The following is a 12405-nucleotide window of genomic DNA, read 5'->3' as shown; positions in this document are numbered from 1 at the left end:
CTCAACAGGGAGGGATTCAGTTGGCGACATTCACCGTTCTCAATGGCACCGGCATCGACAGCAACAACGATTTCATCGGCGACGGCATCAAGTTCGGCCAGCTGTCGCAGATCGCGGCCGCGGGTGCCGTCCCCATCCCGATCGTCACGCCGACGACGGCGAGCATCCTCTTCCTCGATGCGGGGCTTCTCAGCATCACCGGGTCGGGGATGGGGTTCGACCTCGGGACGTCGACATTGAGCGGCACCGCCGAAGGCCTGACCTACAGCAAGTTCCTACCAGTCTTCTCCATCACCGGCATGAACATCCCGCTGGCGACCCTGGCCGGGCTGGCCAACGGCGGCAACGAGGAGACTATCCTCGGCGCCATCTTCGCCGGGACCGACCAGATCTACGGCTCCACCAAGAACGACATCCTCAAGGGCTATGACGGCAACGACACCATCCGGGGCGGTGCCGGCGGCGACACTATCGACGGCGGCAACGGCTCGGACTTCGCCAACTACCAGGGCTCGCTGGCCGGGGTCACGGTCGACCTGCTGAACCACATCACCTCTGGCGGCGACGCCCAGGGCGACACGCTGACCGGCATCGAGAACCTGTACGGCTCCAGCAACGCCGATACCCTGGCCGGCAACGACGCCCGCAACATCATCGGCGGCGAGCTGGGCGACGACACGATCGTCGGCAATGGCGGCGACGATGCCCTGTCCGGAGAAGGCGGGGCCGACAGCATCAATGGCGGCGACGGCGATGACCGCGTGGTCGGCGGCGCCGGAGCGGACAATCTGAGCGGCGGCATCGGCAATGATTCGATCGACGCCGGCACCGAGAACGACCAGGTCTTCGGGCAGGCCGGCAGCGATGTCCTTTATGGCGGCGCCGGCGACGACGTGCTCGACGGCGGCGACGGCAACGACGTGCTCGAAGGCGCGGCCGGCGCCGACAATCTGATCGGCGGCAATGGCATCGACACGGTCAGCTATGCCGGCTCCTCCGCCGGCGTGACCGTGGCGCCGGGCGGCATCTCCACCGGCGGCGACGCCACCGGCGACGTCATGTCCGGCATCGAGCAGGTGATCGGCTCCGGCTTCGCCGACGGCATCAGCGGCGACGCCAATGCCAACACCCTATGGGGCATGGCCGGCGACGACGTGCTGATCGGCGGCATCGGGGCCGATGTGCTGAAGGGCGGCGCCGGGAACGACAAACTCGCCTATGTCACGATCGGCGACAGCACCGTCGCGGCCGCCGGCAGGGACACGGTCCTCGACTTCACCACCGGCGACAAGATCGACCTGGTGGCGATCGACGCCAACAGCGCCGGTCCCGGCGACGCCGCCTTCACCTTCGGCACCGGCGCCTTCACCGCCGCCGGCCAGATCCGGGTCCTGGACTTCGGCGGCGGTCGCTACGGCGTCTATCTCGAAACCACCGGCAACAACATCGAGGACGCCCTCATCACCGTCTATTCCGACCACGTCCTGACCGCGGCGGATTTCGTGCTGTGACAGTGCGGCCGCCGCGCTCGTCGAGCGAGCGGCATCGCCGATTCCGCTGGTGGGATAGACGGCATGGCGTGGCCGGATCTTTTATTTCGCCACAGAAACAAGAAAAGGCGCGAATGCGTCTCATAATGCATTTATTTGATATTTTCGGAAAATTTGTGGGATATTTGCTTTCGCCGGCTGGACAGCTTCCTTGCGTTCTTCATCACGCCTCCGAAATATTCTCGATTTACCGCAAATTTAGCCCGATCTTTAGACAATCTCGATCCAAACCGGCCGCAATGGCCGGGTTTTACGACGGTCGAGAAGATAATGGGGAGTATTTCCATGGCGATTTTCACCGTGCTCAACGGCACCGGCATCGGCGGTGCCGGCGTCCAGTTCGGAACGATCGGATCGACGATCGCCGCGGGCGGCGTCGCCGGCAATCCGAACATGGCGGGGGCCACCGGCTTCTTCAATCTCGTCGGCGGCGGCAGGGTGAGCGTCACCGGCGCCGGCTTGAGCTTCAGCCCGCCGAACAACCTTGGCGGCACCGTCAACAGCCTGACCTATGAGAATCCGGTGGCCACGCCGATCTTCTCGATCACCGGCATGAGCATCGCGCTCGTGACTCTGGCCGGGCTGGTCTCGGGCGGCGACGAGAACGCCATCCTGACCGCCATCTTCTCGGGCAACGACCGGATCTTCGGCTCGACCCAGGCCGACACCCTCAAGGGCTATGACGGCGACGACATGCTGCGGGGCGGCGCCGGCGCCGACAACCTCGACGGCGGCAACGGGTTGGATACCGCCAACTACCAGGGGTCGAATGCCGAGGTGTTCGTCGACATCCAGAACAACCTGCTCTTCAGCGGCCACGCCGCCGGCGACGTGCTGACCAACATCGAGAACCTCTACGGCTCCAGCTTCGGCGACACCCTGTCCGGCAACGCCGACCGCAACATCATCGGCGGCGAGGGCGGTGCCGACCTGATCGACGGCCGCGGCGGCGACGATGCACTGGCGGGCGAGACCGGCGACGACATCCTCAACGGCAGGGACGGCGCCGACCGGCTGGTCGGCGGCGCCGGGGCCGACAACCTGATCGGCGACGCCGGCAACGACTCGATGGACGGTGGCGCCGACAACGACAGCGCCTTCGGCGGCGCCGGCAACGACAGCATCACCGGCGGGACCGGTGACGACCTGCTCGACGGCGGCGACGACAACGACTACCTCGAGGGCGGGGCCGGGGCGGACACGCTCACCGGCGGCAACGGCATCGACACGATCAGCTACGCCAGCGCTGGCGCCGGCGTGGTCGCGGTGCTGGGCGGCGTCTCCACCGGCGGCGACGCGGCCGGCGACACCATGTCCGGCATCGAGCAGGTGATGGGCTCGAGCTTCGCCGACACGATCACCGGCGACGCCAATGCCAACACGCTGTGGGGCCTCGGCGGCGACGACATCCTGATCGGTGGCACCGGCGCCGATCTCTTGAAGGGCGGCGCCGGCAACGACAGCTTCACCTATGTCGCGATCAGCGACAGCACGGTCGCGGCGGCCGGCAAGGACACGGTCGTCGACTTCACCACCGGCGACAAGATCGACCTGGCGGCGATCGACGCCGATGGCAATGGCGAGAACGGCGACACCGCCTTCACCTTCGGCACCGGCGCCTTCACCGGGGCGGGGCAGATCCGGGTCCTGGCCTTCGCCGGCGGCCGCTACGGCGTCTATCTCGAGACCACCGGCAACAACCTCGAGGATGCACTCATCAACGTCTATTCCGACCACGTGCTGACCGCGGCGGATTTCGTGCTGTAGCGGCTGGCGATCCCGCCCTCCCTCCAAAACCGGGAGGGCGGGATCCCGCCGCCACGCCGCTCGGGTCATTCTGGGAACATCGCCTGGAAGTTTAATTTCCGGGCACTCGCCGTTTCCTTGCGTTCTTTGCCGGGGCGCCGGAACGCGCTCGAACTGCCGAAGATTTTGCCCAATCTTTGATCAAACCGATCCAAACGACCATAAGCGTCGTGCTTTCGCATGATCGGGACACGCAGAGTTGGGGGAGGTTTCCATGGCGGTTTTCTCCGTGCTCAACGGCACAGGGCTGAACGGCGCCGGCATCCAGTTCGGTACCTTGTCGCAGATCGCATCTTCGGGCGTTGCCGGCTTTCCGATCATCACGCCGACCACCGGCACCATCTTCTTCAACGACACCGGCTCGCTGACCCTCGGCGGGGTCGGGATGTCGTTCACCTTTCCGAGCACCTTCGGCGGAACCGTCACCAGCCTGACCTACAGCAAGCCGGCGATCACGTCGGTGTTCTCGATCACCGGGATGAGCACGGCGCTGGCGGATGTGGCCAACGGATTTCTCACCCCCGGGGGTGAGATGACGGCGCTGGCCATCATCTTCTCGGGGGCCGACACGATCACCGGGTCGAGCCAGGCCGATTTCCTGATCGGCTTCGACGGCAACGACACCATCAACGGCGGCGACGGCAACGACACGCTCCGCGGCGGCGCCGGCGCCGACACCCTGACCGGCGGCAACGGCCTGGACTTCGCCAACTATCAGGGGTCGACCGACGTCTTCGTCAATCTCGAGGCGAACCTGATCTTCGGCGGCGACGCCACGGGCGACGTGCTGATCGGCATCGAGAACCTGTACGGGTCCAGCGGCAACGACTTCCTTGCCGGAAACGCCGTCCGCAACATCATCGGCGGCGAGAACGGCGGCGACAACATCGACGGCAACGGCGGCGACGACGCGCTCTCGGGCGAGGCCGGCGACGACGGCATCGACGGCGGCGACGGCAACGACCGGGTCGTCGGCGGCGCCGGGGCCGACACCCTGTCCGGCGACGCCGGCAAAGATTCGATCGACGGCGGGGCCGACAATGACGGCACCTTCGGCAATGCCGGCAACGACAGCATCACCGGCGGCGGCGGGGTCGACCAACTCGACGGCGGCGACGACAACGACATCCTCGAGGGCGGGGCCGGGGCCGATACGCTGACCGGCGGCAACGGTATCGACACGGCGAGCTATGCCAGCTCGGCCGCGGGGGTGTCGGTGAACCTGGCCACCGGTGCCGTCTCCGGCGGCGACGCCGTGGGCGACACCTTCACCACCGTCGAACAGCTGCTGGGCTCGGGCTTCGTCGACACGCTGACCGGCAACGCCAATGCCAACACCTTGTGGGGCATGGCCGGCGACGATGTCCTCACGGGCGGCGGCGGCGCCGATGTGCTGAAGGGCGGCGCCGGCAACGACGGCTTCCGCTACACCGCCACGGCCGACAGCACCGTCGCGGCCGCCGGCCGGGATACGATCACGGACTTCACCACCGGCGACAAGATCGACCTGGTGGCGATCGACGCCAACAGCGCCGGTCCCGGCGACGCCGCCTTCACCTTCGGCACCGGCGCCTTCACCGCCGCCGGCCAGATCCGGGTCCTGGACTTCGGCGGCGGTCGCTACGGCGTCTATCTCGAAACCACCGGCAACAACATCGAGGACGCCCTCATCACCGTCTATTCCGACCACGTCCTGACCGCGGCGGATTTCGTGCTGTAGCAGCGCAGCCGCCGCGCCCGCCCTCCCCCGTCCGCAACCGGGGGAGGGCGGGACCCATCGCAGAAAAGAGTCACACTTCGCCGCAACAGCACCCGAACAACCGCCATCAGTTCGGCGGTCCGGAAGCACTCGTGACCGTTTTATTAATTTTTGCACCTGCGAGATCGAAGACGATATCAAGATATTGTTTGCCGACGGCGCGTCGGTTATACGGACGGTATATGACCGCCGAAGGACCGCCGCCTATGGAACAGGTGACGCGCTATCGCACCATCTGGATCTCGGACGTCCATCTCGGCACCCGGGCCTGCAACGCCAACCTGCTCCTCGACTTCCTGAAGCACACCGAGTCCGACACGCTGTATTTGGTCGGCGACATCGTCGACGGCTGGCGGCTGAAGAAGAGCTGGTACTGGCCGCAGCCGCACAACGATGTGATCCAGAAGCTGCTGCGCAAGGCCCGCAAGGGCACCCGCGTGCTGTACATCCCCGGCAACCACGACGAGGCCGCCCGGCAGTTCGTCGGCCAGAGCTTCGGCGATGTCGACGTCGCCGACGACTGCATCCATCAGACCGCGGACGGCCGCCGCTTCCTGGTGATCCATGGCGATCAGTTCGACGTCGTGGTGCGCTACGCCAAATGGCTGGCCCATGTCGGCGACAAGGCCTATGAGCTGCTGCTGCACACCAACACCGCCCTCAACCTGGTCCGCCGCCGCCTCGGCTTCTCCTATTGGTCGCTCTCGGCCTATATGAAGCAGCGGGCGAAGCGCGCGGTCGAGTTCGTCGGCCGGTTCGAGCTCGCGCTGGTCGAGGAGGCCAGGCGGCGCGGCGTGGACGGGGTGATCTGCGGCCACATCCACACCGCCGAGCTGAAGGACATGCAGGGCATGACCTATGTCAACGACGGCGACTGGGTGGAGAGCTGCACCGCGCTGGTCGAGCATGACGACGGCCGGCTGGAGATCCTGCACTGGGCGGACATCGTGGCGATCCGCGATGCGGCGGCGATGCCGGAGCCCACGTTGAAGCCGCAGCGCGCCGCTTGAGCCGGGATCGGGTATAGTCTCCGTGGACATGGCAGTGACGGGGCAGACGTTCGGCTGATGCGGATCCTGAATATCAGCGACGCCTGGCTGCCCCAGGTCAACGGGGTGGTGCGCACCATCGAATCGACCCGCGACGAGCTGCGCCGCCGCGGCCATGTGGTCGAGGTGATCGGCCCGGACCGCTTCGCCTCGATTCCCTGCCCGACCTATCCCGAGATCCGCCTGGCGATCGGCCAGAGCCGGCGCATGGCCCGGCTGATCGACGAGTTCGACCCGGACGCCATCCACATCTCGACCGAAGGCCCGCTGGGCTGGGCGGCGCGGCGCTACTGCATCCGCCGGCGGCTCAGCTTCACCACCTCGTTCCACACCCAGTTCCCGGAATATGTCCAGCTGCGCACCGGCATGCCGCTGGCCTCGACCTACGCCCTGCTGCGGCATTTTCACCGTGCCGCCAGCGCCGTGATGGTGGCGACCGATACGCTGGAACGGAACCTGCAGCACCGCGGCTTCCGCCGCCTGGCGCGCTGGAGCCGCGGCGTCGACACCGACCGCTTCCGCCCAGCGCAGCGCAGTGAGCGCGAGCGGCCACGCCATCTCTATGTCGGCCGGGTGGCGGTGGAGAAGAACCTCGACGCCTTCCTGTCGCTGCCCTTGGACGGCGAGAAGGTGGTGGTCGGCGGCGGCCCGTCCCTGCCCGCTTTCCAGGCCCGCTACCCGGACGTCACCTTCACCGGGTCGAAGGAGGGGCAGGATCTGGTCGACGCTTATGCCGCCGCCGACGTCTTCGTCTTCCCGTCCCGCACCGACACCTTCGGCCTGGTGATGCTGGAGGCGCTGGCCTGCGGCGTGCCGGTCGCGGCCTATCCGGTGCAGGGCCCGGCCGACGTCATCGGCGACGCGCCGGTCGGCCGCCTGGACGAGGATCTCGGCCGCGCCATCCGCGAGGCCTTGAAGGTTCCGTCGGGGGAGTGCCGCAGTTTTGCGCTGCGCTATTCCTGGGAGGCATGTACAGATCAGTTCCTGACTCATCTGCACCCCTTCCGATGACCGCCCCGACCGGATGATTTATGCGCTGTATCGCGGCCTGACCGACGCCGCCGGCCCCTTCGTGCCCCTGCTGCTGGCCCGGCGCACCGCCGCTGGCCGCGAGGATCCCGCCCGCCGCGGCGAGCGGCTGGGCCATGCCAGCATCCCCCGCCCTGCGGGCCCGCTGATCTGGGTCCATGCCGCCAGCGTCGGCGAGGTGCTGTCGGTGCAGGTGCTGGTGCGCCGCCTGCTGGAGCGCGACCCGCGCCTCTCCGTCCTGGTCACCACCGGCACCGTCACCTCGGCCCGGCTGATCGCCGAGCGGCTGCCGGACCGGGCGATGCACCAGTTCGCGCCGCTCGACCGCATGGTCTATGTCCGCCGCTTCCTCGACCATTGGAAGCCGAACCTGGCGATCTGGGTCGAATCCGAGATCTGGCCGAACATGCTGATGGAGACCGAGCAGCGCGGCCTGCCGATCGCCCTGGTCAACGCCCGGATGTCGGAGCGGTCGTTCCGGCGCTGGCGCCGGCTGCCGCGACTGATCCGCCGGCTGGTCGGCATCTTCCGGGTGATCCTGCCCTGGGACGAGCGCTCGGCCCGCAACTTCCGCGCCCTCGGCGCCCGCGGCGTCGGCCAGGTCGGCAACCTGAAATTCTCCTCCGACCCGCCGGATGCCGAGCTCGAGGCGCTGGCGGCGATGCGTGCGGCGATCGGCCGCCGCCCGGTCTGGCTGGCCTCCAGCACCCATGCGGGGGAGGAGGAGCAGATCATCCAGGCGCACAAGGCGCTGGCGGCGAAGCGCCCCGGCCTGCTGACCGTGCTGGCGCCGCGCCACCCGGACCGCGGCGAGGAGATCGCCGGCCTGGCCCAGGCGGCGGGGCTGCGCGCCGTCCGCCGCAGCCAGGCGAAGCTGCCCTGGACCGACACCGACATGCTGGTCGCCGACACCATCGGCGAGATGGGGATCTGGCTGCGGGTCTGCCCGGTCGCCTTCATCGGCGGCTCGCTGGTGCCGTTCGGCGGCCACAACCCGATCGAGGCGGCGCAGCTCGGCGCCGCCCTGGTCTACGGCCCGCACATGACCAACTTCCCGGACATCACCGCCCAGCTAAGCCAGGCCCGCGGGGCGATGCCGGTGGGCGATGCCGCGGCCCTGACCGCCGCGGTCAACCGGCTGCTCGACGACCCGGTGGAGCGCCGCCGCATGGCCCGCGCCGCCGGTGCCGTGGCCCAGCGCAACCGCGGCGTGGTCTCCACCGTGATGGCGACGCTGGAGCCGCTGATCACGCCGATTCTGGCATGAGGGCGACTGCGTCCTCGACCGGCGATTGCTTTCTGAGTCCCCCCTCCCCTCGCGGGAGGGGGGTAGGGGGAGGGGGTTCTCTCCGCTCGTCCCGACACCAGTTCACTATTGCAGCGGCAACCGCGGCGTCCCTCCCCATTCGCGCGCGGACGCGCGCAGTCCCCTCCCCCTCTCCCCCTCCCGCAAAGGGAGGGGGGACTAGAAGAAAACCGGCCGCCGGAGCGACGAGGGCAATGCCCCGATGAAAACCCCCGGCTTCTGGTATCGCCCGGAGGCGACGCCGGCGGCCCGGCTGCTGGCCCCCGCCGGCGCGCTCTACGACCTCGCCTCGCGGCTGCGCCGGGCCGTCATCAAGCCGCAGCGGGCGCCGGTGCCGGTGGTCTGCGTCGGCAACCTGGTGGCGGGCGGCGCCGGCAAGACCCCGGTGGCGCTGGCCCTGGCCCGCCGCCTGGCCGAGATCGGCATCGCCGTCCATGTCCTCAGCCGCGGCCATGGCGGCTCGCTGGCCGGGCCGGTGCGGGTCGATCCCGACCGGCACACGGCCGCCGAGGTCGGCGACGAGCCGCTGCTGCTGGCCCGGGCCGCCCCCGCCTGGATCTCGCGCGACCGGCCGGCCGGGGCCCGCGCCGCCGCCTCCGCCGGCGCCGGGCTGATCCTGATGGATGACGGCTTCCAGAACCCGAGCCTGGCCAAGGACCTGTCCCTGCTGGTGGTCGACGGGAGCAGCGGTTTCGGCAACGGCCGGATCCTGCCCGCGGGTCCTTTGCGCGAACGGCCCGATGACGGGCTCGCCCGGGCCGACGCCCTGGTGATCATGGGCCCGGACCGCGCCGGGATCGCCGCCCTCGCCGCCCGCCACGGCCCGCCGGGCCGGCTCGGCCTGCCGGCGCTGGGCGCCCGGCTGGTGTCATCGCCCGAGGACGCCGCCCGGCTGCGCGGCCGCAAGGTCCTGGCCTTCGCCGGCATCGGCCGGCCGGAAAAATTCTTCGCCACTCTGGCCGAGCTGGGGGCTGAGATCGTCGGCGCCGTCCCCTACCCCGACCACCATGTCTACACGCCGGACGAGGTGATGCGCCTGGTCGAGACGGCGCAGGAGCGCGGTGCCGTGCCGGTGACCACCGAGAAGGACCTGGTCCGCCTGCCGCCCGAGGCCCGGCCGATGGTCGAGGCGCTGCGAGTCGACCTCGCCTGGGACGACCCCGCCGCCGTCGACGCGGTGCTGGAGCCAGTGGTGCGGCGGGCGCTGCGCGACTGACCCGGGGGTCGGCGCCGCGCCCCCGGAGTCAGGGTCGAGGCCCGCTACAGCACGAAGTCGACCGCCTGCAGCGTGATGGCCCCGGTCAGGACGATGCTGAAATCGGCGATGCCGTCGCCGCTCACATCGCCGCTCACCGTCGTCTGGCTGCCGGAAACGACCGCGCGCAGCTCACCCGCATGGTGGGTGAAGGCCGCCGCGCCGATGAAGCCGAACGCCTGGTCGTTCGCCACGCCGGTGTTGGCGTCGATCGACGCCAAGTCGATCCTGTCGGCCTGGGCATGGCTGAAATCGGCGATCACGTCGGCGGCGTTGCCGACCGTGCTGTCGGCGACCGCGGCATAGACGAAGTGGTCGGCGCCGGCGCCGCCGCCCAGGGTGTCCTTGCCGGCGGCACCCCGCAGCACGTCGTCGCCGGCATTGCCGACCAGCGTGTTCGCCGCGGCATTGCCGACCAGGATGTCGCCGATGTTGCTGCCATAGACCACTTCGACATCGGCCAGGGTGTCGCCCTGGGCATTGCCGCCGCTGCCGGTGCCGAGGGCCAGATCGACCGTCACGCCCACGGCACTCTCGCTGTACATCGCGGTGTCGATGCCGTCCCCGCCCTGCAGGATGTCGGCCCCGGCTCCACCGCGCAGCGTGTCGTTCCCGTCGCCTCCGACCAGCGTGTCGGTCCCGTTGCCGCCGCCGAGCGCATCGTTGCCGTAGCTGCCGACCATTCCGTTGTCGGCGTCGCTGCCGAGGATGAGATCGTCGACATGGCTGCCGTAGACGGTTTCGATGCTGCTCAGCACGTCGCCCTGGGCGTTGCCGCCGGTGCCGGTGCCGGCGACGAGATCGATCGTCACGCCGACGCTGCTCTCGGTGTAGATCACGGCATCGGTTCCGCCCTCACCGGCCAGCAGGTCGGCCCCGGCGCCCCCGCGCAGCACGTCACTGCCGTCGCCGCCAGTCAGCGTGTCGGCGCCGTCCATGCCTTGGAGGCTGTCGTTGCCGCCGAAGCCGGAGAGCACGTTGTCCACGGCCGAGCCGGTCAGCACGTCGCTAGAGCCCGTGCCCTGGATGTTCTCGATATCGGCGCCGATCAGGTCGCCCTCGGCCTCGCCGCCCATCACCAGTTGCACCGTCAGATTGACCGACACCCCGGCGGTGCCGTTGTAGTCGATCGTGTCGATGCCGCTGCCACCGCTCAAAATGTCCGCGCCGGCCCCACCCTGCAGGAAATCGGCGCCGGCGCCGCCGCTGAGCGTGTCGTTGCCCGCGAGACCGTAGAGACGATCGTCGCCGCCATAGCCCTCCAGAACATTGTCCACGGCCGACCCGGTCAGTGCGTCGCCGAAACCGGTTGTGCCCCGGAGGTTCTCGATATCGGCGCCGATCGCGTCGCCCTCGGCCTCGCCGCCCGAACCGGTGCCGCCGATCTTCACGGTCACGCCCGCCGTGCCGTTGTAGTCGACGGTGTCGATGCCGGCGCCGCCGGTCAGGACATCCGCTCCGGCCCCGCCATCCATGAAATCGTCGCCGCTGCCGCCATCCAGCGAATCCTGGCCGCCCAGCCCGTAGAGATGGTCGTTGCCGCCGAAGCCGGAGAGCCCATTATCCGCGGCCGAGCCGGTGAGGCTGTCGCCGAAGCCGTTCGTGCCGTGGATATTCTCGATGTCCGTGCCGATCACGTCGCCTTGGGCCTCGCTGCTGCCCGAGCCGATGCCGCCGATGGCGACGGTCACCCCGGCAGTGCCGCTGTAGTCGACGGTGTCGATGCCGGCGCCGCCATTCAGCGTGTCCGCCCCGGCGCCTCCTTGCAGGAAATCATTGCCGTCGCCGCCGCCGAGCACGTCGTCGCCGGCCTTGCCGTAGAGGACATCGTCGCCGCTGAAGCCCCAGAGTACATTGGCCGCGGTGGAGCCGGTCAAGCCGTCATTGCTGCCGGTGCCCTGGACATTCTCGATGTCGGCCCCGATCACATCGCCCTGGGCCTCGCCGCCGGACGCCGTCAGCGTCGTCAGATTGACGGTCACGCCGGTGCCGTTGTAGTCGATCGTGTCGATGCCGTCGCCGCCGATCAGCGTGTCCGCGCCGGCCCCGCCTTGCAGGAAATCGTCATCGTCGCCCCCATCCAGCAGGTCGTTGCCGGCAAGGCCATAGACAAAATCGTCGCCCCATAAACCGGCAAGATAGTTGTCCGCCGCCGATCCGGTCAGATGGTCGTTCGCGCTCGTGCCATGGATGTTCTCGACGTCGGCGCCGATCACGTCGCCCGCGGCGCCACCCGAGCCGATGCCGGCGCCGATCGTGACGATCACACCGACCACGCTGGTGTCGTAGGAGACCGAATCGATGCCGGCGCCGCCGTTCAGCGTGTCCGCCCCGGCGTCACCCTGCAGCAGGTCGTTGCCGTCGCCACCATTGAGGATGTCGTTGCCGTCCGCACCGAAGAGATAATCGTTGCCGGCCAGGCCGTTGATGGTATCGCCCGTCGCCGTGCCGGAGAGATTGTTGTTTCCGGCGTCGCCGTTAATCGTCGACATGAAATGTCCTCATCCCGTGATCGAGGCTGCCGAATGGGTTCGCCCCGGATATCGGGAAGGCGCCACGCGTCGCCGCTGCCGATGATTCGGCAGGGCTGGCCGTTGATCGCATGGCCGACCGGGACGCGTCTTGGACCGGACGGCACCGGAATTGACTCG

The 12405-nt window shown here is 68.9% G+C and carries 8 protein-coding genes; 7 read left to right on the top strand and 1 reads right to left on the bottom strand.

Annotated elements, in window-relative coordinates; genetic code table 11:
* Positions 1-20: 20 nt before the first annotated feature.
* From QFZ27_RS10720 to lpxK, 7 genes are all read left to right on the top strand, one after another.
* Positions 21-1511, top strand: coding sequence for a calcium-binding protein (locus tag QFZ27_RS10720; protein WP_429226317.1), 1491 nt, complete (start codon positions 21-23; stop codon positions 1509-1511).
* Positions 1512-1835: 324 nt separating this feature from the next.
* A complete protein-coding gene (locus tag QFZ27_RS10715; RefSeq protein WP_429226316.1) occupies positions 1836-3317 on the top strand; it encodes a calcium-binding protein in 1482 nt (493 codons plus the stop codon).
* A 253-nt stretch (positions 3318-3570) separates the two neighbouring features.
* Entirely contained in the window at positions 3571-5076 is a 1506-nt protein-coding gene (locus QFZ27_RS10710; RefSeq protein WP_429226315.1) for a calcium-binding protein, read from the top strand.
* 245 nt (positions 5077-5321) lie between these two features.
* Complete coding sequence (locus QFZ27_RS10705; protein WP_429226314.1) at positions 5322-6125, top strand: UDP-2,3-diacylglucosamine diphosphatase; 804 nt, start codon at positions 5322-5324, stop codon at positions 6123-6125.
* Between the two features lie 57 nt (positions 6126-6182).
* Positions 6183-7175 carry a glycosyltransferase family 4 protein gene (locus QFZ27_RS10700; protein ID WP_429226313.1) on the top strand — a complete coding sequence of 331 codons (993 nt, stop codon included), beginning with the start codon at positions 6183-6185 and terminating at the stop codon, positions 7173-7175.
* A gap of 13 nt (positions 7176-7188) precedes the next feature.
* Complete coding sequence (locus QFZ27_RS10695; RefSeq protein ID WP_429226312.1) at positions 7189-8460, top strand: 3-deoxy-D-manno-octulosonic acid transferase; 1272 nt, start codon at positions 7189-7191, stop codon at positions 8458-8460.
* A gap of 241 nt (positions 8461-8701) precedes the next feature.
* Positions 8702-9715 (top strand): tetraacyldisaccharide 4'-kinase, encoded by a 1014-nt coding sequence (gene lpxK, locus QFZ27_RS10690; protein ID WP_429226311.1) that lies wholly within the window; start codon positions 8702-8704, stop codon positions 9713-9715.
* 44 nt (positions 9716-9759) lie between these two features.
* Here lpxK and QFZ27_RS10685 read toward each other — a convergent pair whose 3' ends face one another.
* The gene (locus QFZ27_RS10685; protein WP_429226310.1) at positions 9760-12246 is read right to left on the bottom strand and encodes a beta strand repeat-containing protein; all 2487 of its coding nucleotides are present in this window, start codon (positions 12244-12246) and stop codon (positions 9760-9762) included.
* Positions 12247-12405: the final 159 nt, after the last annotated feature.

The organism is Inquilinus ginsengisoli, from assembly GCF_050434925.1.
In the GTDB taxonomy this organism is placed as follows: domain Bacteria; phylum Pseudomonadota; class Alphaproteobacteria; order DSM-16000; family Inquilinaceae; genus Inquilinus; species Inquilinus ginsengisoli_B.
Note: the sequence above shows the minus strand (reverse complement) of the source record. Positions and strands in the feature narration are given on the sequence as shown.